Source organism: Rhodanobacter sp. FW106-PBR-R2A-2-24 (assembly GCF_058789615.1).
The window spans coordinates 1,425,115-1,444,962 of record NZ_JBYTBV010000002.1; the positions used below are offsets into that span (position 1 = coordinate 1,425,115).

A 19,848-nucleotide genomic window follows, 5' to 3' on the forward strand; every position below is an offset into this window, starting at 1 on the left:
CGCCCGCCCCTCACCCCAGCCCTCTCCCCACGGGGGAGAGGGGGAAAACCTCGGGTTCAGCCGCGCGCCGTGGCCGCTTCGGCCTTGAGCGCCGCCTTGACGCGGGCGGTGACGATGTCCAGCTCACCCACGCCATCCACCACCTGCAGCTTGCCGCGCTGGGCGTAGAAATCGGCCACCGGCGCGGTCTGCTCGGCGTACACCTTGAGGCGGTCGCGCACCACGGCGGGATCGTCGTCCTTGCGATGCTCGGCGGCGTAGCGGATCTCGCAGCGGCCGACGATGGCCTCGCCGGGCACCTCCAGCTTCACCACCGCATCGAGCGGCTGCCGGATGCGCGCCAAGAGGTGATCGAGCGCATCGGCCTGGGCGAGGTTGCGCGGGTAACCGTCGAGGATGAAACCGCTCTTCGCATCGGCCTGCGCCAGACGCTCTTCCAGCATGGCCAGGAGGATATCGTCGGAGACGAGCTGGCCGGCATCCATCACGGCCTTGGCCTTGAGCCCCGTGGGGGTGCCGGCAGCCACGGCCGCGCGCAGCATGTCGCCGGTGGAGATGTGCGGCACGCCCAGTTCGCTTTTCAGCCTGGCCGCCTGAGTGCCCTTGCCCGAACCGGGCGCGCCGAGTAGCACGAGTCGCATATCGCTCCGCAATGGCGGCAAGGGCCGCCGAGGCCGTCAAAACAGCGTTCACGGTAGCGTTTGCGGCCATCCCGCGTCAAACCCGCCACGCCTGCCGATGCGCGATACTGCGCGCTTCCCGTCAGGAGATCGTCATGCCCGCCCGCGCGCCCGTCCAAGGCAACCTGCTTTATGCCCAATCCGGCGGCGTCACCGCCGTCATCAACGCCACCGCTGCCGGGGTGATCGAGACGGCGCGCGCCAAGGGCGTCAAGGTCTACGCGGCGCGCAACGGCATCCTCGGCGCGCTGCGCGAGGAGCTGATCGACACCAGCAAGGAATCGAAGGCCGCCATCGCGGCATTACGCCACACCCCCGGCGGCGCGTTCGGCAGCTGCCGCTACAAGCTGAAGTCGCTGGAAGCGAACCGCGCCGAGTACGAGCGGCTGATCGAGGTGCTGCGCGCACACGACATCCGCTGGTTCCTCTACAACGGCGGCAACGATTCGGCCGACACCGCGCTCAAGCTTTCGCGGATCGGCAAGGCGATGGGCTTCGAACTCGCCTGCATCGGCGTGCCCAAGACGGTGGACAACGACCTCGCCGTCACCGACTGCTGCCCCGGCTTTGGCTCGGTGGCGAAGTACACCGCCGTCTCCACGCTGGAAGCCAGCATCGACCTCGCCTCGATGGCCGAGACCTCGACCAAGGTGTTCATCCTTGAAGTGATGGGCCGCCACGCCGGCTGGATCGCCGCCGCCGCGGGCCTCGCCGGCGAGGGCGCGGACGCGCCGCCGCATCTCATCCTGTTCCCCGAAAACACCTTCGACGAAGCCAGCTTCCTCGCCAAGGTCAAGGCTACGGTGGAAAGAGTCGGCTGGTGCACCGTGGTGGCCTCCGAGGGCATCCGCGATGCGGCCGGCAACTTCCTTGCCGACGGCGGTACGCGCGATGCCTTCGGCCACGTGCAGCTCGGCGGCGTGGCACCCACCCTCGCCCAACTCGTGAAGGGCAAGCTCGGCTACAAGGTGCACTGGGCGCTGCCCGACTACCTGCAGCGCTCCGCCCGCCACTACGCCTCGAAAAACGACGCCGAACAGGCCTACGCCGTGGGCAAGGCTGCGGTGGACTACGCGCTCGCCGGCATGAACGCGGTGATGCCGGTGATTGTTCGCACCAGCAACGCACCCTACCGCTGGAAGATCGAGCCGGCGCCGTTGGCGAAGATCGCCAACCGCGAGAAGACCCTGCCCAAGGGCTTCATCCGCAAGGACGGCTACGGCATCACCGCCGCCGCGCGCCGCTACCTCGCGCCGCTGATCGCCGGCGAGGCGCCACCGCCGGCGAAGGACGGGCTGCCGGTCTATGTGCAATTGAAGAACACCGCAGTGGCTAAGACGCTACCCGCATGGGAAGCGTAGGGACGGTGAGGCTCACGATGACGAGATGAAAGCTTGAGCCCGTAACTCGGAAATTTTCCTGAGAACGCCCCAATTCTAGCGTTTCAAATATTTCTTTGCCGCCGCCCGAGCAGCCTCAATCTGATCAATCAGAGAATTAACTGACTCATCCACTTGTCGATGAGTCATAAGTTCAGGACTTAATAAAACACGCTCTTCAGAATCTTTTGCATATTCCAAAACACAAATATGAGCAATTGCACCTGAAGGAAAATCCTTTGACACCAAATTTTTCAATAAACCTATTTTTGCCATTTTATTTTCTTCTTTTAAAGTTAAGGAAAAATGTTGATCCACAATGAAGCTATATTTAACAGATTAATTAGGCACACTACACACTCATCTTCAAACATTCCGATCAACCACTAGATAAGAAGCCAGCCCCCTTGCATGAATTTACTTGACGATTTGTTTCATCACCTGACTGACTAACGGCGTACTCTTTTGAGCAATCAGAAATACTTTTTCCACTTGCTTGCGAGCACCGAGTAATAAAATCCGTCTCATGACGCATAACGAAGTTTCGATCAATCTCCCCTTGATTCTGCGATGCCCTCAAGAGAGATTTACCCGTCTCAGAAAACGTGTGCGTAGACAGATAATTCTGAAACATTTTTATCTCAAGAGCATGTCCAGAATTATTTAGAGCACCAAGACAGTACGCGGCCTTTAATCCGATATCGCTCGGCCTTTCGTTGGTGGGCGCTGGCGAACTAGCATCTATTTGATTTTCTATGCTTCTATTCTGTAGTCTTAATTGTTCGTTCTGCAGCCTGAGCTGCTCGAGCTTCTCCTGTTGCAGTTGTTGCTGTTGCTGCTGCTGACGTGCCTTCATATACCCGTTTAGTGCGCACGTCGCAGCCGAGCCGCACCCATTTGGGTCAACCGTTTGATGGGTTGGCATGGTTTGGCAGGAAATATTGTTGCCGTACGCCGAGCAAAACGTTGTTTGGGCGGCTGTAGGAAGCGAAACAAAGGCCGCCACCAATAACATACAACTTTTCATACCCCTCCCTCCGCGTATTTACACAACACAAGGGACGTGGCTAAGTAGCTTTGCGCCTAAATAGCCACCGAATCATGGTAAATCAAACCACGTTGACGTAGCAAACTGCGCCAACACCTCACCCAACCAACCCATTGATCTGCGCACGTGTGGCGTTGCCGGCAGAGCCGTCGAAGCGTCCCTCGGCGGCCAAGCCGTGCGCGGCGCGCATGCGCGCCACCGCCTCGTCGAGTTCGTACAGCGGCCACGCGGCGGCACCGGTGGAATCCTCGATCGACGGGCCCGCCACGCCGGTGTCGACGCAGCGGCGCACGTTGTCCGCCAACTGCGCCCGCCGCCGCGCGGCTACGACTCTGGGTCGTGGCGGCGGCAGCGGCTACCTGCCGGTCGCGCTGGCCACAAGCAACATCCTCGACCACTACGCGCTGGACCCGCAGGACAGCGACATAGACCGCGCCGGCCTTCGCGTTTTCGCGGAACGTTGCGCCGCACAACGGGATGTGCGCCGGGCTCTGCCTATACTCCCCGTGACCGCCCGTTCCGGACGGCCATTACAACCATGGGGAGGCTCCGATGCTGCAGCAGTATGGCTGGTGGATCGTGCTCGCGTGTGCGGTCGTGGCGGTTTTGTACGGTGCCATCTCGGCACGCTGGGTGCTGGCGCGCTCGCCGGGCAATGCCCGGATGCAGGAGATCGCCACGGCGATCCAGGAAGGCGCACGCGCCTACCTCAATCGCCAGTACGGCACGATCGCGCTGGTCGGCGCGCTGCTGTTCGTGCTGATCGGCCTGTTCCTCTCCTGGCCCGCCGCAGCGGGCTTTTTGATCGGCGCGGTGCTTTCGGGCGCGGCCGGCTATATCGGCATGAACGTCTCGGTGCGCGCCAACGTGCGCACGGCTGAGGCGGCCCGCAGCGGCCTGTCGGCGGCGATGGACGTGGCATTTCGCGGCGGTGCGATCACCGGCATGCTGGTGGTGGGCCTGGCGCTGCTGGGCGTGGCCGGTTACTGGCTGCTCCTGCAGCAGATGGGCGTGGCGCATGAGGCCGCGCTGCACGCGCTGGTGGGCTTGGCCTTCGGCAGCTCGCTGATCTCGATCTTCGCGCGCCTGGGCGGCGGCATCTTCACCAAGGGTGCGGACGTGGGCGCGGATCTCGTGGGCAAGGTGGAGGCTGGCATCCCCGAGGACGACCCGCGCAATCCGGCGGTGATCGCCGACAACGTGGGCGACAACGTGGGCGACTGCGCCGGCATGGCGGCCGACCTGTTCGAGACCTACGCAGTGACGGTGATCGCCACCATGCTGCTGGGCGGGCTCACGCTGGGCGCGGCGGCCGGCAACGCGGTGCTCTACCCGCTGCTGCTGGGCGCGGTCTCCATCATCGCCTCGATCATCGGCACCTTCTTCGTGCGGGTGAAGGAAGGCGGCTCGATCATGGGCGCGCTGTACAAGGGCGTGATCGTCTCCGGCTTGCTGGCCGCCGCGGCGTTCTACCCGATCACCATGGCGCTGATGCCCGACTTCGGCTACGGCGCCATGAACCTGTGGTTCTGCGCGCTGATCGGCCTGCTGCTCACCGGCGCCATCGTGTGGATCACCGAGTACTACACCGGCACCAACTACAAGCCGGTGCAGCACATCGCGCAGGCCTCCACCACCGGCCACGGCACCAACATCATCGCGGGCCTGGGCGTGTCGATGAAATCCACCGGCTATCCGGTGGTGGCGATCTGCGTGGCGATCTGGGCGGCCTACGAGCGCGGCGGCCTGTACGGCATCGCCATCGCCGCCACCGCGATGCTGTCGATGGCCGGCATGATCGTGGCGCTGGACGCCTATGGCCCGATCACCGACAACGCCGGCGGCATCGCCGAGATGGCCGACCTGCCGCCGGAAGTGCGCGGCGTGACCGACCCGCTGGACGCGGTGGGCAACACCACCAAGGCGGTGACCAAGGGCTACGCGATCGGCTCGGCGGCGCTGGCTGCACTCGTCCTGTTCGCCGACTACACGCACAACCTCAAGGTGAACCACCCCAACACCACCTTCACCTTCGACCTCTCCGACCACATGGTCATCATCGGCCTGCTGATCGGTGGTCTGATCCCCTACCTGTTCGGCGCGATGGCGATGGAGGCAGTGGGTCGCGCGGCGGGCGCGGTGGTGGAGGAAGTGCGCCGCCAGTTCCGCGACATCGTCGGCATCATGGACGGCAAGGCCAAGCCGCAGTACGACAAGGCGGTGGACATGCTCACCCGTTCGGCGATCAAGGAGATGATCGTGCCTTCACTGCTGCCGGTGATCGTGCCGATCGTGGTCGGCCTGCTGCTGGGGCCGAAGGCGCTGGGCGGTGTACTGATCGGCACCATCGTCACCGGCCTGTTCGTGGCGATCTCGATGACCACCGGCGGCGGCGCCTGGGACAACGCCAAGAAGTACATCGAGGACGGCCACCACGGCGGCAAGGGCAGCGACGCACACAAGGCCGCCGTCACCGGCGACACCGTGGGCGACCCGTACAAGGACACCGCTGGCCCCGCGGTGAACCCGCTCATCAAGATCATCAACATCGTGGCGCTGCTCATCATCCCGCTGCTGCACTGAGCCACACCGCAAGATGCCAGCCGGAAAGCCCCGCCTCGCGCGGGGCTTTTCTTTGGCGCCGTCGGGCAAACCGCGCATGCTGTGCGCCAGCCGGCGGCATCGAAGCACCGATGGCACTGACCTTCGGCGCCGGCGCCACGCGCCCGGCAAGCGGGCATCGCACCCCTGACTTTGGTCACAGGCATCCCCTGCGCCAGGCGGTCACACTCGGACTTTCGTCACAACCGGGAACGACCATGCTCCACCAGCATCCCCGCTGGCTCGCGCTCGCGCTGGGTATCACACTCACCGGCATGACCAGCGCCCACGCCAACACGCCCCCGCCCCCATCCGACGACCCCTACCTGTGGCTGGAAGCCACCCACGACGCGCGCGCCATGGACTGGGTGAAGGCGCAGAACGCCATCACCGAAAAGGCCTTCGCCAGTACACCGGCGTTCGAGCACACGCGCCGCCAGATCCTCGAAGTGCTCGATTCGGATGCGCGCATCCCCCACGTGGGCCGCATGGGCGACTACCTCTACAACTTCTGGCAGGACAAGGCGCACCCGCGTGGCCTGTGGCGCCGCACCACGCTGGCCGAATACCGCAAGGCCGAGCCCACCTGGGAAACCGTGCTGGACGTGGACGCACTCAACCAGGCCGAGGGCAAGCGCTGGGTGTGGAAGGGCGCGCAGTGCCTGAAACCCGCCTACACGCGCTGCCTGATTTCGCTCTCGCCCGACGGCGGCGACGCGGTGGCGGTGCGGGAGTTCGACACCGCCACCAAATCCTTCGTGCAAGGCGGCTTCGAGCTGCCGATTGCCAAGACCGAAGCCGGCTGGATCGACGAAGACCACCTCTACGTCGGCACCGACTTCGGCCCCGGCTCGATGACCGCATCCAGCTATCCACGCATCGTGAAGGAATGGACGCGCGGCACAGCGCTGTCCGCCGCCACCACGGTGCACGAAGGCAAGCCCGGCGACCTCGCGGTGAGCGCCTACCACGACCGCACGCCAGGCTTCGAGCGCGACTTCGTGCAGGTGGCCACCGACTTCTTCCACAGCGAAACCTTCCTGCGCAAGGACGGCAAGCTGACGAAGCTCGACATCCCCAGCGACGCCAGCATGGAGGCCCACCGGCAGTGGCTGCTGCTGACGCTGCGCTCGCCGTGGACGGTGGGCGGCGTGACCTACCCCAACGGCGCGCTGATCGCCACGGCGTTCGACGACTTCATGGCCGGCAAGCGCGCGTTCACCGTGCTGTTCCAGCCCGATGCGCACACCGCGCTCTCCAACTACGCATGGACGCAGCATCATCTCATCCTCGACGAACTGCACGACGTGCAGAGCCGGCTGGAAGTGCTCACCCCGCAAGCCGGCGCCTGGAAACGCGAAGCCATGCCGGGCGCGCCGGCGATGAGCACGGTGGAAGTGCTCGACACCGATCCCGACCACAGCGACGAATACTGGCTCACCGTCACCGGCTTCCTCACCCCACCCACGCTGGAACGCGGTGTGCTTGGCCAGGGCGAGGCCGAGACGCTCAAGCACGAGCCCGCCTTCTTCGACGCCGCGAAGTTCAGCGTGAGCCAGCACTTCGTCACCTCGAAGGACGGCACCCGCGTGCCCTATTTCGAGATCGCGCCCAAGGGCATGCAGCTCGACGGCAAGAACCCCACGCTGGAATACGGTTACGGCGGCTTCGAGATCGCGCTGCAGCCGCACTACTCCGGCTCGATCGGCCGTGCCTGGCTGGAACGCGGCGGCGTCTACGTCATCGCCAACATCCGCGGCGGCGGCGAATACGGCCCGGCCTGGCACCAGGCCGCGCTCAAGGCCAACCGGCCCAAGGCCTACCAGGACTTCGCCGCGGTGGCCGAGGATCTGGTGAAACGCGGCGTCACTTCCGCCAGGCACCTTGGCGCCGAAGGCGGCAGCAACGGCGGCCTCTTGATGGGCAACATGCTGACGATGTATCCGCAGCTCTACGGCGCCATCGCCTGCGAGGTGCCGCTGCTCGACATGAAGCGCTACATCCATCTGGATGCCGGCGCCTCGTGGATGGCCGAATACGGCAACCCCGACGACCCGAAGCAATGGGCCTTCATCCGGAAATTCTCGCCCTACCAGAACCTGCGCCAGGGCGCGGCCTACCCGCCGGTGTTGTTCTACACCGCCACCAGCGACGACCGCGTCGGCCCGGCGCAGGCACGCAAGATGGCGGCGAAGATGGAAGGCCTGGGGCTCCCCAACGTGTGGTTCTACGAGAACCTCGAAGGCGGTCACGGCGCCGGCGCGGACAACCAGCAGTCCGCGCACATGCACGCGATGGTGTACGACTTCCTGTGGGACAAGCTGAAATAAGCCAGACCCATGGCGCACACGAAAAACCCCCGCATTTCGCGGGGTTTTTCGTATTTGCAGCCAGGAGGGAACCTGGCTATCCCTGCGCCACCGCCACCAGCGGCGGCAACGACGGCTGCGCGACGCCCACCCGCGCTTCCATCGAGGCGAGGAAGCGCCACACGAACAGCAAGGTCACCAGGAACAGGCCCGGATAACCGATGCCGGCCAGGAGGTACGGCAAGGTCGGATCACCCTCCACCCGCACGCGTGGCAGATTGAAGCTCAACAGCCCCAGCGTGACCACGGTGCCGAACACCCACATGAAGGCCAGCCAGATGCCCGACTCGAAGCCGGTCAGCGGACGGCCCCAGCCGGTGGCGGCGCGCGGCCGCGCTGTCTCGGGCGCCCCGACGCGCACACGCTTGCCCAGCGTGGCGAGGTCGAACACGATGATCCCGGCGCCCACCGCGAACAGCAGGCCGAAGGTCGGTACCAGCAGCTTGTAGATGCCCATGGCGTGATAGACGTCGCCGCCGAACCAGTGCAGCCCCAGCGTGCGGTACACGTAGATCTGCACGGTGCCGCCCAGCGCGAAGGACAACGCGATGCCGAGGATGCCGGTGAACACCAGCCAGAACGCCAGCTTGCCCAGCCGCTGGTCGAAGTCCGCCGCCTTGCGCAGCGCCGGCACCGCGTAATACGCCGCCGCGATACCGAGCATGCCGAAGGTGCCGAACAGCGCCAGGTGCGCATGCCCCGGCGTGATCCAGGTGCCGTGCGACCACACGTTGGTGAGCGCGAAGGTCATCGAGAAGCCGAGGATGCCGGCGCCCACCTGCTCCAGCACCACCGAGCCGAGGATGAAATAGAACGCGGGCGCGTTCTCCAGCGGACGCTTGTTGATGTGCGCATCGAGGTAGATGTGCCAGAAGCAGAACACCAGCGGCAGCGGTTCGAGCGCGCTGAACAGCGAACCCCAGAACTGCCAGAACTCCGGCGTGCCGATCCAGAAGTAGTGGTGGGCGTTGCCGATCAGGCCCGACAGCCACACCAGCACCACGCCCCAGAACACCGCGTAGCCCACCGACTTCACGTCGACCTTGAACAGCAGCACCAGCAGGAAGCCGACCAGCGAAATGTGGATCACCTCCCACACGCCTTCCACCCAGTAGTGCACCACGAACCAGCGGAAGTATTCCTGCACGTCCAGCCGGGTGTAATAGAACATGCCGAAGACCCACACCACGGTCAGCGCCACCACGCCGATGGCCAGCCCCCAGTGCACCTCGTTCCATTCGCGCCGTGGCGGGAAGGTGCGCAGCACCACGAAGGCGAGAATGGCGAAGCCGATCAGGATCACCACCTGCGCGGCGCGTCCGGCTTCGAGGTATTCCAGCCCCTGCTGCAGCCAGGGTTGGCCTTCCCACCAGCCGGCGATGCCGCGCATCGCCAGCCCCTGCGTGGCCACGTTCCAGACGATCACCACGATCAGCGCCCAGAACAGGAACTTCACCAGCCACGGCGCGGCCAGGTCGCGTTTGGCAAGCAGCGGCCCGACGAAGAAGATCGCGCCGATGAAGCCGGCGAGTATCCACAACAGGCCGAGGTTCAGATGCTCGGCGCGCGCCACGTTGAAATTGAGCGTGCCAGCCAGCAGGGTGGGATCGACCTGCTGCATGGCCAGCACCAGGCCGAAGCAGACCTGGGCAGCGAACAACACCAGCATCAGCATGAAGTAGCGCAGGCTGAGCCGTTGGGTTTCGTAATGCAGTTGCATCAGCGCTTCTCCAGGCTATGGATGTAGGCGACGATGTCCTTCACCTCATCGTCCTTCAGCAGTTGGCTGTACTGCTGCGGCATGACATCGGCAGTGAAGCCGGCCGCGATCTTCGCGTTCGGCTTGACGATGGACTCGATGAGGTAGGCGTCATCGGCGACGACCGTGCTGCCGTCGGCCAGCTTGACCGGCGCGCCGTACAGGCCACCCCAGTCCGGCCCCACCAGATGCGGGCCGTCGATGGCGTGGCAGGCGACGCAGCCATAGTCCCTGGCCAGTGCCTCGCCGTGCGCGGTGGGGTCAAGCGCCGCGGTGGCCGATGCGGCGGCGACCGCCGGCGCAGCGGCAGCCGCCACCGGCGTGGCCATCGCCGACGCGCCATGCAGCAGCTCCAGCCGATGCGCGAGGCTGCCGGTTTCCACCTTGGCCGGCCAACCTTCCGTATTCATCGCCGCGGTGTACTTGAGGTAGGCGATCAGCTCGCCCGTCTCGGCCGCGCTGAACGGCAGGTTGGGCATGTAGCTGGTCTGCCCGCCACGACGATCCACGCGCTGCTTCGCGCCAGGATATTTCTCGTAATAGGCATCCAGCGTGGTGACCCCCGCATCGGCGGCCACGGCCTTGTCCAGCAGCTGCGTGCGCAGCGCCGCCTCGGTGGGCCAGCCGCCCGCCGAAGGCAGGAAGGCGGCCAGCCACGCCGGGCCCACCTGGCCATATTCCTTGGTGAGGTCGGGCGCCAGATACGCGCCGTTGCCCACCAGGGTGTGGCAGTCCATGCAGTTGTAGGCCTGGAATACACGCTTGCCGGCGGTGGCCTGATAGGTGCCATACGACACCTGATCCGGGGTCACCTGCCCGCGCGAATCCATGAAGGAAAATACCGACAGCGCCGCGAATACCAGCACCATCAGCAAGAACATCACGATCGCGCGGCGGCGCCTGATCGGCTCGTCGCAATTCTTGCCATCGGCGCAGGTCATGGCGCACCTGCCTTGTCGTCGGCGCGGGCAGCCGCCTTGACGATGGCGTCATGGGCGAACAGCGTGCGCAGCGCGCCGAGGAAGGCGTAGAACACGTACACCGCCAGTACGTAGCCCACGACGAAGTACGTCGTCCACATGGCATGCGACGCCGGCCAATAGGCGAAATCGCGCCAGAACGGCCACGACAGCAACAAGCCGGCCGCGCTGGCCAGTACCGACAACACCAGATCGATGATGCGTTGAGACATATCCCCTCCCCGTGCGTTGACCACGAATGCGATCCGGGCACGCGCTCCCTCACGACGGTCTGACGACCGCGATTGCGCCCGGTGATGCGGGGAATGTAGGCAGTAGCGCGGCCACCGTGGCTGACCCAGATCAGTCAATTGGACGATTGGTCGCAGGGGGATGGCTGAGATCAAGCCTCGGGCAGCACCGTGCTCGCCACCACGCGGTTGCGGCCATAAGCCTTGGCCGAGTACAGCGCGCGGTCGGCGGCGCGCATCCAGCTCGACAGATCGTGGCAGTGCCGGCCGTCGTGCACCGCCACGCCGATGCTGATGGTCATGCGCGCCGCCCCCATCGCCTCGGGCATCGGCAAGTCGGCCACGCCCGCGCGCAAGGCTTCCGCCAGACGCACGCCGCCATCGGCGCCAAGATGCGGGCACAGCACGGCGAATTCCTCGCCGCCGATACGCGCGGCGTGCCCCTGTCCGGCGCACGCCTGATCCAGGAATCCGGCCACCAGCGCCAGCACGCGGTCACCCACTGGGTGACCGGCGCTGTCGTTGACATGCTTGAACAGGTCGAGGTCGATCAGCAACAGCACATGCGCCGACGGTGTCACCGGGCGTTTTTCCAAGAGCCCGGCCGCGCGCTGCATGAAGGCGCGCCGATTCTCGATGCCGGTAAGCGCGTCGCGCAGCGCCTGCTGCTGCAGGCTGGCCGCGTAACGGTTCTTCGCGCGCAACAACAGCAGAAGCAGCGCCACCGTCACCAGTAGGCCGATAGCCAGGCCAGCGGTCATCAGGTTCACCAGCCGCTGCCGCTGCTGCTGCTCATGCCTACGCCCGGCCTCAGCCCGCGCGGCCTGCAGCTGAAGATCCTGCAGCCTGTTTGCGTGTTCCAGCTCGTTGATGCGCAGCTCCTTCTCGCGCACCGAGTAGCGCTGCTCCAGCTCGGCCTCGATGGCGCGCAGCGCCGGCGTATCCATGTCGCTGGACAATCGCACAGCCTCGCGTTCCGCCACCAGCGCCTCGCGCAGCTGGCCAGCCTGTTCGGCGATCGCGCTTTCCACCCGCAGCATGTCGATCAGCTGTCCGTTGACGCCGGCCTTGCGCGCCAGCGCCACCACCTCACGCATCTGAGCCAGCGCCTGCCGGTGGCGGCCAAGCGCCGCCTCGGCCTGCGCGATGTCGGTGCGCGAACCCAGCGAATCGCTGACCCGCCCCGACGCCAGCTCCTGTTTGAGCGAGGCCCGCGACAGCGCCAACGCCTCGCGCGCGCGGCCCTGCTTGATGTACATCTGGGCGAGGTTGTCGCCCACCATCACCATCAGTTCTTCGGCCTTCACCTCGCCAAAGTCGTGTCGCGAGCGCCGGTAGGCGGCGGCGGCCTCGTCGACCTTGCCCAAGGTCGCCAGCGCGATGCCCACGTCGTTCTCGGCATCGCCCATGCCGTAGACATCATTCAGGCGACGATAACCCTCCACCGCCTCGCGGCACAGCGACAGCGCCTTGTCCGCCTTCTCGTCCAGCGTATAGGCATCGCACAGTTGGAAGTGCGCCCAGACGACGATCTCAGGATCGGCATGGCCCAGCACCCGCCCAGCCGCGCGCAGCGCCTCGCCCATGCCATCGCCTACGCCATTGGCGATGTCGTGGCGCGCGCGCAGGAAGCCGGCGGCGGCCGCCGCCACCGCATCGTGCCGACTGTCAGCCAAGCCATCCAGCCGCAGCGTGGCCTCGGCCAGCGCGGCGTCGTCGTTGCCGTTGATCGCCGCGGTCCCCATGCCCCACAGCAGGGCGCGCTCGCGATCCGGCGACAGCGCGGCGCCGGCCTGGTCGAGCTCGTGGCGCACCTGCGCGATCAGGCCTTGCGGGTCGATCACCGCGCGCTGGCGCTGGGCGTTGATGGACGCGGCCAAAGCTGGCCCGCCCATGACAACCAGCCAGCCAGCCACCATCCACGCCGCCCGCTTGCGCATCATCCGCCCATCCCTTAGCTACGCACTGTACGGCCATCATACGGTCGCCTTCCGGCGCCCCGCTACAATGGCCGCATGCAGATCGGCCCCTACCGCATCGACCCGCCGCTGGCGCTGGCCCCCATGGCCGGCGTCACCGACAAGCCGTTCCGCCTGCTGTGCAAGCAGTTGGGCGCCGGCTTGGCCGTGTCGGAGATGACCACCGCCGATCCGCGCCTGTGGCACACGCGCAAGTCCCTGCACCGGCTCGACCACGCCGGCGAACCCGAGCCGGTTGCCGTGCAGATCGCCGGTGCCGATCCGGTGGTGCTGGCCGAGGCGGCGCGCGCGAACGCAGCCAACGGCGCGCAGATCATCGACATCAACATGGGCTGCCCGGCGAAGAAGGTGTGCAACGTCTGGGCCGGTTCCGCGCTGCTGCAGGACGCGGCGTTGGTGGCGCGCATCTGCAAGACCGTGGTGGACGCGGTGGACGTGCCGGTGACGCTGAAGTTCCGCACCGGCTGGGATCGTGAACACCGGAACGCGCTGGCCATCGCGCACATCGCGCAGGACAGCGGCATCGCCGCGCTGGCGCTGCACGGGCGCACCCGCGCCGACAAATACGAGGGCGCGGCCGAGTACGACACCATCGCCGCGGTGAAGGCGAGCGTGCGTATCCCGGTATTCGCCAACGGCGACATCACCTCGCCGCGGCAGGCCAGGCACGTGCTCGACGTCACCGGCGCAGACGCCCTGATGATCGGCCGCGGCGCGCAGGGCCGGCCATGGATCTTCCGCGAGATCGCGCACTACCTCGAAACCGGCGAGCAACTGCCCGCGCCGACGCCGCGCGAAGTGGCCGCCATGCTGCTTGCGCATCTGGAACGGCTCTACGCCTTCTACGGCGAGCTGGCCGGTGTGCGCATCGCGCGCAAGCACCTGGGCTGGTATGCCAAGGATCGCCCAGAGAACGCCGCCTTCCGCCAGGTGGTCAACCGCGCCGAGTCCGCCGCCGAGCAGCTGCGCCTCACCACCGATTATTTCGACGCACTCGCCGCCGGCACGGCGCTCGCGGCCTGAAGCCGCTCAGGCGTAGGCCGCCAGTTCCGGATTGAGCGGCGCCTGTGCGAGGTTGCCGGCGTAGTTGCACAACGTCGCCAGGCTCACGCCCAGCACCACCTCCAGCGCATGCGCCTGGCTGTAACCGGCAGCGAGGAAATCCTGCCAGGCCTCGTCGCTGACCCGTCCACGCTGCTCGACCACCGCCTGGGTGAAGCGCACCAGCGTGCCGAGGCGGGCATCCTCCAGCGCGCCGGTGCCACGCAGCGCCTCGATCAGCGAGGCGGGCAGGCCCAGCTCGCGCCGCGCGACGCGCGCATGTCCAGCCACGCACAGGGCGCTGCCGTTGCTTACCGCCGCCACGATCTGCACCACCTCGCGCTCGGTGCCACTCAAGCCGCCGCGAGCCTGGATGGCGCTGACCGCCTGATAGGTTTCCAGCGCCACCGGCGCATTCGCCAGCACACCCAGGATGTTCGGCACGAACCCGCCGCGCTGGCGTACCAGGGTGAGGCGCACGCGTGCATCGGCGGGCGCGCTGTCGGGAGTCTGGATGGCTAGGCGGCTCATGCTGGCGGCACTCGGCGGGACGGCGCAACGGAAGCTCACCTTAGGCGCCCACCCGCCCCGCCACAAAGAACGCTTGCGCATGCGCATATCACCGGCCGGCATGTGCGTCCACCAAAAGCACGTGGCTCGCCGGCCGCCAGCACCGCCTTCACAGGCTGCTGAAACCTCCCGGCGATAGGATAAGGCTTCCCAGCCAGCCTACCCCTAGATGGACAGCAGCCAGTCGGACGTCATCAAGCAGATCGAGGAACAGGAAGCGCAGTGGCGTCACGTCGACGCCCTGCTGCGACGCCTGTTGTCGCGCCTCACCTACGCCGCCGAAGGCCGTACCGCCCAGTTGGACACCACCCTGGGCGACCTGCGCACCGCCGCACGCCAGCCCATGGACGAGGCCCGCATCACGCCCTTGATGGACGCCCTGGCCGACGCCGTGACCGCGCTGGACGACGCCTCGGCGCCGGCCGGCAAGCCCGCCGTCGGACGCCTCGCCGACGCTGCGCCCACCGCTATGCCGGCCGCCCCTGCCGCCGCGTCCGCGCCGATGCCCGCGCTGGATCGGCTGCTGCTGGCCGTGCTCGACCACCTGCAACTGGGCGAGGATGCCAGCCGCGACCTTGCCCGCCTGCGCCGCCGCATCGACGGCTGCACCGACGAAAAAGCCCTGCTCCAGCACGGCGAGACGCTGGCCGAGCTGGTGGGCCAGCGCCTGCAACAATTGGAGGACGACAAGCGCGCCGCCGGCCAGTTGCTCGCCCAGGTCAGCGGTCAGCTCGCCAACCTCACCGAGTTTCTCGACCAAGACGACGTCGCCCACAAGGACGTCGCCGAAGTGCGTCGGCAACTGGACGAGCGCATGCTGGACGAGGTGCAGGCACTGGGCGACCGTGCCCGTTCAGCCCCCGACCTGGCCAGCTTGCAGACCGCCGTGCAGACGCGACTGGAAGCCGTCACCACCCACCTCGCCGCGCTGCGTGCACGCGAACAGGCCCGCGAGCGCGCCTGGCAGGAGCGCACCGAGCACATGCGCGAACGCATCCAGCAGCTGGAGAACAACACCCGGCGCATGGAAGCCTCGCTGGAGCTCAAGCGCCAGTTGGCCGACACCGACGCGCTCACCGGGCTGGCCAACCGCCGCGCGCTGGAAGACCGCATGGTGGCGCTGTGCAACGCGAACAGCGGCGACGCCAGCTTGCTGATCCTCGACATCGACCACTTCAAGGTCATCAACGACCAACTGGGCCACGCCGCCGGCGACCGCGCGCTGCGCCACGTGGCCGAGCAACTGCAGGCCGGCCTGCGCCCCGGCGACTTCCTGGCCCGTTACGGCGGCGAGGAGTTCGTGGCCGTGCTGGGCGCAGGGCCGGACGAAGCCATGCAGGTGGCCCAGCGCCTGCGCCTGCGCATCGAGAAGGTGCGCTTCCACAGCAACAACGCGCCGGTGCCGGTAACCCTGTCGTGCGGCGTCACCACCGTGCGTGCCGACGACACGCCGGAAAGCGTGTTCGAACGCGCCGACAACGCGCTCTACGACGCCAAGGCCGCCGGCCGCAACCGCTGCGCGGCGCGTTGATCCAGCCCACACAATCACATACTGATGATTCCCCGCGCGACCCAACCGGGCTAGCATGGGAACCCTCGCAGCGCGGCGCCCAAGCGATGAATTCAACCCGGCCCGACCTCAATTTGCCCGAAGCCAGCGGACGACTCGAGCACCGCGAGGCGCAGTGGCACTGCATCGACGAACTGCTGCGCCGACTGTTGTCGCGACTGGCCTACGAGGCCGAGGATCGCAGTGCCGCGCTGGCCGCCACCCTGAGCGAACTGCGCCTGGCGGTACGCGATTCGATCGCCGAAGAACGCATGCCGCCTCTGCTCGGCGCGCTGGCCGAAGCGGTGAAGGCGCTCGACGAAGCCCCCTTGCCCGTCGACGCCGCGCCTCCACCACACATGGTGAACGCCCAGCCGCCCGCGCTGGCCGAGCTGCTGCTGGCGGTGCTGGATCGGCTGCAACTGGACGACGGCGCCATCGTCACCGCCATCATCCTGCGCCACGACATCGAAAACTGCACCGACCCGCAGGAAATGCACCGCCACGGCGAAGCCCTGGCCGCCCTGGTCAGCCGCCAGCTGCAGCAGCTCGAAGCCGACCGCCGCGCCGCCGAGCGTCTGCTGCGCCAGATCGACGACCATCTCGGCTCGCTGGCCGACTATCTCGAACAGGACAACCGCGAACGACAGGGGCAGGCGTCGGCGCGCCAGCAGTTGGGCGAGATGATGCTGGACGAGGTGCAGGCGCTGGGCGAACGCCTCCAGTCCGCCGACAGCATCGAGGCCCTGCGTGCCAGCGTGCAGGCCAGCCTGCTGTCGCTTGGCCACAACCTCCACGCGCTGCGCCAGCGCGAGGAATCGCGCACGCAAATCTGCGAGCAACAGCTCGCGCGCATGCGCGAACGCGTGCAGCAACTGGAGCAAAGCACGCGCAGCATGGAAGCCACCCTGGCCAAGAAGCACCAGCTCATCGACATCGACGCCCTGACCGGGCTGGCCAACCGCCGCTCGCTGGATGCGCGGATGGTCGACCTGTGCGAAACCGACAGCAGCGACACCAGCCTGCTGATGCTGGACATCGACCACTTCAAGAGCATCAACGACCGCCTCGGCCACGCCGCCGGCGACCGCGCCCTGCGCATCGTGGCCGAACAACTGCAGGCGGCGCTGCGCCCGAACGACTTCCTCGCCCGCTACGGCGGCGAGGAATTCGTCGCCATCATCACCGCCGACGCGGACGAGGCGCTGCAGGTGGCCGAACGCCTGCGTGATCGGCTCGAACGCACGCGCTTCCGCAGCCAAAGCGAGCCGGTGCAACTCACGCTGTCCTGCGGCATCACCACGGTACGCGGCGACGACACCCCCGAAACCGTGTTCGAGCGCGCCGACCGGGCCCTGTATTGCGCCAAGAACGCCGGCCGCAACCGCTGCGTGGCGCTGTAGCCGCCCGCCATTACGGCCATCCATCCGTCCATACGCCGACGGCGGGCCATGCAGCCCGGAAACGGCGATGGTATGATGGACAATCACCTTTCATCTTTCCATCCGTAGCGAAGGATATTTCCTGCGATGAGCAACCACCTCTTCACTTCCGAGTCGGTTTCCGAAGGCCACCCGGACAAGGTCGCCGACCAGATCTCCGACGCCGTGCTCGACGCCATCCTGGCGCAAGACCCGCGCGCGCGCGTGGCCTGCGAAACCATGGTCAAGACCGGCGTGGCGATCGTCGCCGGCGAAATCACCACCAGCGCCTGGATCGACCTGGAAGCGATCACCCGCAAGGTGATCCTGGACATCGGCTACAACTCCAGCGAGGTCGGTTTCGACGGCGCCACCTGCGGCGTGCTCAACCTCATCGGCAAGCAGTCGCCCGACATCAACCAGGGCGTGGATCGCAAGAAGCCCGAGGAACAGGGCGCCGGCGATCAGGGCCTGATGTTCGGCTACGCCACCAACGAAACCCGCGACATGATGCCGGCGGCGATCTACTACTCGCACCGGCTGGTCGAGCAGCAGGCCAAGGTGCGCAAGCAGAAGAAATCGCCGCTGCCGTGGCTGCGTCCGGACGCCAAGAGCCAGGTCACCCTGCGCTACGAGAACGACGTGGCGGTGGCGATCGACGCGGTGGTGCTGTCCACCCAGCATGACCCGAGCGTCAAGCAGAAGGATCTGGTCGAAGCCGTGCGCGAGCTGATCCTCAAGCCCGTGCTGCCGGCCAAGCTGCTGCACAAGGGCACCAAGTTCCACATCAACCCGACCGGCAAGTTCGTCATCGGCGGCCCGGTGGGCGACTGCGGCCTGACCGGCCGCAAGATCATCGTCGACACCTACGGCGGCTGGGCCCGCCACGGCGGCGGCGCGTTCAGCGGCAAGGATCCGTCCAAGGTCGACCGTTCGGCCGCCTACGCCGCGCGCTACGTGGCGAAGAACATCGTGGCCGCCGGCATCGCCGACCGCTGCGAGGTGCAGGTCAGCTACGCCATTGGTGTGGCCGAACCGACCTCGATTTCGGTGACCACCTTCGGCACCGGCAAGATCGCCGACGACAAGATCGAAAAGCTGATCCGCCGGCACTTCGACCTGCGCCCCTACGGCATCCTCAAGATGCTGGACCTGATCCATCCGATGTACCAGCAGACCGCCAGCTACGGCCACTTCGGCCGCAAGCCGGTGGAACTCAAGGACGCCGACGGCAAGGTCTACACCGCCTTCTCGTGGGAAAAGACCGACAAGGCCGAGGCACTGCGCGCGGACGCCAGGCTGAAGTAGGCCACGCCCGCTACGCCACCCCGACGGGCCGCCATTGCGCGGCCCGTTTTCGTTTGCCCGCGCGCACCCCTGCGGTAAGCTCGCCAGCCGAGCAACCGTGACGCCACCATGCCCGACCGCCCCGCCATCAGCGCCGAGCTGCGCCAATGGGTGCTGGCCACCCAGATCGCCGGCCACGACGCCCACGCCATCGCCGCCCTGTTGCACTCGCACGGCTACGGGGATGAGCCCAGCCGGCTGATCGTGGCCGAAGTACTGGGCCAGATGCCAGACACCGGCCCGCGCGGTCTGCGCCCCCGCCACCCGCAGGCGCCGCTGGCCGATGCCGGCGGGCACCGGGTGAAAGTGGGCATGAGCCTGGCCTCGCCCACCGTGCGCGTGCTCGACGGTCTCATCAGCGGCGAGGAAAGCGATGCCCTGATCGAACTGGCACGGCCGCGCCTCTCGCGCGCGCTCACGGTGGATCAGGCCGGCCGCCAGCAGGTGGACACCCGCCGCACCAGCGCCGGCATGTTCTTCCGCATCGGCGAGCTGCCGCTGGTGGCGCGCATCGAGCAGCGCATCGCCGACCTGCTCCAACTGCCGGTGGAACACGGCGAGGGGCTGCAGGTGCTGCACTACCTGCCCGGCCAGGAGTACCAGCCACACTACGACTGGTTCGACCCCGCCCAGCCCGGCTTCGAGGCCATCACCGCGCGCGGCGGCCAGCGCGTCGCCACCGTGGTGATGTACCTGAACACGCCCGCGGCCGGCGGCGGCACGGCCTTCCCCGCGGCGGGGCTGACGGTGACCGCTCGGCGCGGCACGGCGGTGTACTTCGCCTACGAAGGCGGCGATACCCGCTCCCTGCACGCCGGCCTGCCCGTCGAACGCGGCGAGAAATGGATCGCCACCAAGTGGCTGCGCGAGCGGCCATATTGATCCCACGGCGAGG

The 19,848-nt window shown here is 67.0% G+C and carries 17 protein-coding genes; 8 read left to right on the forward strand and 9 right to left on the reverse strand.

The features are described 5' to 3' along the window. Positions 1-56 precede the first annotated feature (56 nt). On the reverse strand, positions 57-641 hold the full coding sequence (locus tag AC3WQA_RS07785) for an adenylate kinase (protein ID WP_492674502.1): 585 nt from the start codon (positions 639-641) through the stop codon (positions 57-59). A gap of 134 nt (positions 642-775) precedes the next feature. On the opposite strand from AC3WQA_RS07785, the gene AC3WQA_RS07790 reads away from it, so the two are divergent. Beyond that, positions 776-2,041 carry a 6-phosphofructokinase gene (locus tag AC3WQA_RS07790; RefSeq protein ID WP_492674503.1) on the forward strand — a complete coding sequence of 422 codons (1,266 nt, stop codon included), beginning with the start codon at positions 776-778 and terminating at the stop codon, positions 2,039-2,041. 75 nt (positions 2,042-2,116) lie between these two features. On the opposite strand, the gene AC3WQA_RS07795 is transcribed toward AC3WQA_RS07790, so the two are convergent. The 3 genes from AC3WQA_RS07795 to AC3WQA_RS07805 all read right to left on the reverse strand — a co-directional run bounded on the left by AC3WQA_RS07795 (position 2,117) and on the right by AC3WQA_RS07805 (position 3,399). Beyond that, complete coding sequence (locus AC3WQA_RS07795) at positions 2,117-2,377, reverse strand: hypothetical protein (protein WP_492674504.1); 261 nt, start codon at positions 2,375-2,377, stop codon at positions 2,117-2,119. 61 nt (positions 2,378-2,438) lie between these two features. Next, positions 2,439-3,074 carry a hypothetical protein gene (locus tag AC3WQA_RS07800; protein WP_492674505.1) on the reverse strand — a complete coding sequence of 212 codons (636 nt, stop codon included), beginning with the start codon at positions 3,072-3,074 and terminating at the stop codon, positions 2,439-2,441. A 130-nt stretch (positions 3,075-3,204) separates the two neighbouring features. After that, positions 3,205-3,399: a hypothetical protein gene (locus AC3WQA_RS07805; protein WP_492674506.1), complete on the reverse strand. Its 195-nt coding sequence runs from the start codon at positions 3,397-3,399 to the stop codon at positions 3,205-3,207. A gap of 260 nt (positions 3,400-3,659) precedes the next feature. On the opposite strand from AC3WQA_RS07805, the gene AC3WQA_RS07810 reads away from it, so the two are divergent. Both AC3WQA_RS07810 and AC3WQA_RS07815 read left to right on the forward strand, forming a co-directional pair. Beyond that, positions 3,660-5,690: a sodium-translocating pyrophosphatase gene (locus AC3WQA_RS07810; RefSeq protein WP_492674507.1), complete on the forward strand. Its 2,031-nt coding sequence runs from the start codon at positions 3,660-3,662 to the stop codon at positions 5,688-5,690. A 236-nt stretch (positions 5,691-5,926) separates the two neighbouring features. Next, complete coding sequence (locus AC3WQA_RS07815; protein WP_492674508.1) at positions 5,927-8,038, forward strand: prolyl oligopeptidase family serine peptidase; 2,112 nt, start codon at positions 5,927-5,929, stop codon at positions 8,036-8,038. A gap of 76 nt (positions 8,039-8,114) precedes the next feature. On the opposite strand, the gene AC3WQA_RS07820 is transcribed toward AC3WQA_RS07815, so the two are convergent. From AC3WQA_RS07820 to AC3WQA_RS07835, 4 genes are all read right to left on the reverse strand, one after another. Further along, entirely contained in the window at positions 8,115-9,797 is a 1,683-nt protein-coding gene (locus AC3WQA_RS07820) for a cbb3-type cytochrome c oxidase subunit I (protein WP_492674509.1), read from the reverse strand. Continuing rightward, complete coding sequence (locus tag AC3WQA_RS07825; RefSeq protein ID WP_492674510.1) at positions 9,797-10,777, reverse strand: c-type cytochrome; 981 nt, start codon at positions 10,775-10,777, stop codon at positions 9,797-9,799. Before AC3WQA_RS07825 ends, AC3WQA_RS07820 begins: the two co-directional genes overlap by 1 nt. Next, positions 10,774-11,028 carry a hypothetical protein gene (locus tag AC3WQA_RS07830; protein WP_492674511.1) on the reverse strand — a complete coding sequence of 85 codons (255 nt, stop codon included), beginning with the start codon at positions 11,026-11,028 and terminating at the stop codon, positions 10,774-10,776. The genes AC3WQA_RS07825 and AC3WQA_RS07830 overlap by 4 nt, the downstream gene beginning before the upstream one ends. Before the next feature lie 170 nt (positions 11,029-11,198). After that, complete coding sequence (locus AC3WQA_RS07835; RefSeq protein WP_492674512.1) at positions 11,199-12,989, reverse strand: GGDEF domain-containing protein; 1,791 nt, start codon at positions 12,987-12,989, stop codon at positions 11,199-11,201. A gap of 72 nt (positions 12,990-13,061) precedes the next feature. Here AC3WQA_RS07835 and dusB point away from each other — a divergent pair, with 72 nt between their 5' ends. After that, positions 13,062-14,048: a tRNA dihydrouridine synthase DusB gene (dusB, locus tag AC3WQA_RS07840; protein ID WP_492674513.1), complete on the forward strand. Its 987-nt coding sequence runs from the start codon at positions 13,062-13,064 to the stop codon at positions 14,046-14,048. Positions 14,049-14,054: 6 nt separating this feature from the next. Here the strand turns inward: dusB and AC3WQA_RS07845 are convergent, their stop codons facing one another. Further along, complete coding sequence (locus AC3WQA_RS07845; RefSeq protein WP_492674514.1) at positions 14,055-14,597, reverse strand: carboxymuconolactone decarboxylase family protein; 543 nt, start codon at positions 14,595-14,597, stop codon at positions 14,055-14,057. Between the two features lie 208 nt (positions 14,598-14,805). On the opposite strand from AC3WQA_RS07845, the gene AC3WQA_RS07850 reads away from it, so the two are divergent. From AC3WQA_RS07850 to AC3WQA_RS07865, 4 genes are all read left to right on the forward strand, one after another. Next, positions 14,806-16,167 (forward strand): GGDEF domain-containing protein, encoded by a 1,362-nt coding sequence (locus AC3WQA_RS07850; RefSeq protein WP_492674515.1) that lies wholly within the window; start codon positions 14,806-14,808, stop codon positions 16,165-16,167. 86 nt (positions 16,168-16,253) lie between these two features. Then, entirely contained in the window at positions 16,254-17,588 is a 1,335-nt protein-coding gene (locus tag AC3WQA_RS07855) for a GGDEF domain-containing protein (RefSeq protein ID WP_492674516.1), read from the forward strand. A 126-nt stretch (positions 17,589-17,714) separates the two neighbouring features. Further along, complete coding sequence (gene metK, locus AC3WQA_RS07860; protein ID WP_492674517.1) at positions 17,715-18,914, forward strand: methionine adenosyltransferase; 1,200 nt, start codon at positions 17,715-17,717, stop codon at positions 18,912-18,914. A gap of 108 nt (positions 18,915-19,022) precedes the next feature. After that, a complete protein-coding gene (locus AC3WQA_RS07865; protein ID WP_492674518.1) occupies positions 19,023-19,835 on the forward strand; it encodes a 2OG-Fe(II) oxygenase in 813 nt (270 codons plus the stop codon). Positions 19,836-19,848: the final 13 nt, after the last annotated feature.

Coding starts and splice junctions, on each gene's coding strand:
- AC3WQA_RS07850 (WP_492674515.1), top strand. CDS start 14,806: ATGGACAGCAGCCAGTCGGACGTCATCAAGCAGATCGAGGAACAGGAA.
- AC3WQA_RS07835 (WP_492674512.1), bottom strand. CDS start 12,989: ATGATGCGCAAGCGGGCGGCGTGGATGGTGGCTGGCTGGCTGGTTGTC.
- AC3WQA_RS07845 (WP_492674514.1), bottom strand. CDS start 14,597: ATGAGCCGCCTAGCCATCCAGACTCCCGACAGCGCGCCCGCCGATGCA.
- AC3WQA_RS07800 (WP_492674505.1), bottom strand. CDS start 3,074: ATGTTATTGGTGGCGGCCTTTGTTTCGCTTCCTACAGCCGCCCAAACA.
- metK (WP_492674517.1), top strand. CDS start 17,715: ATGAGCAACCACCTCTTCACTTCCGAGTCGGTTTCCGAAGGCCACCCG.
- dusB (WP_492674513.1), top strand. CDS start 13,062: ATGCAGATCGGCCCCTACCGCATCGACCCGCCGCTGGCGCTGGCCCCC.
- AC3WQA_RS07855 (WP_492674516.1), top strand. CDS start 16,254: ATGAATTCAACCCGGCCCGACCTCAATTTGCCCGAAGCCAGCGGACGA.
- AC3WQA_RS07810 (WP_492674507.1), top strand. CDS start 3,660: ATGCTGCAGCAGTATGGCTGGTGGATCGTGCTCGCGTGTGCGGTCGTG.
- AC3WQA_RS07790 (WP_492674503.1), top strand. CDS start 776: ATGCCCGCCCGCGCGCCCGTCCAAGGCAACCTGCTTTATGCCCAATCC.
- AC3WQA_RS07865 (WP_492674518.1), top strand. CDS start 19,023: ATGCCCGACCGCCCCGCCATCAGCGCCGAGCTGCGCCAATGGGTGCTG.
- AC3WQA_RS07815 (WP_492674508.1), top strand. CDS start 5,927: ATGCTCCACCAGCATCCCCGCTGGCTCGCGCTCGCGCTGGGTATCACA.
- AC3WQA_RS07830 (WP_492674511.1), bottom strand. CDS start 11,028: ATGTCTCAACGCATCATCGATCTGGTGTTGTCGGTACTGGCCAGCGCG.
- AC3WQA_RS07820 (WP_492674509.1), bottom strand. CDS start 9,797: ATGCAACTGCATTACGAAACCCAACGGCTCAGCCTGCGCTACTTCATG.
- AC3WQA_RS07785 (WP_492674502.1), bottom strand. CDS start 641: ATGCGACTCGTGCTACTCGGCGCGCCCGGTTCGGGCAAGGGCACTCAG.
- AC3WQA_RS07825 (WP_492674510.1), bottom strand. CDS start 10,777: ATGACCTGCGCCGATGGCAAGAATTGCGACGAGCCGATCAGGCGCCGC.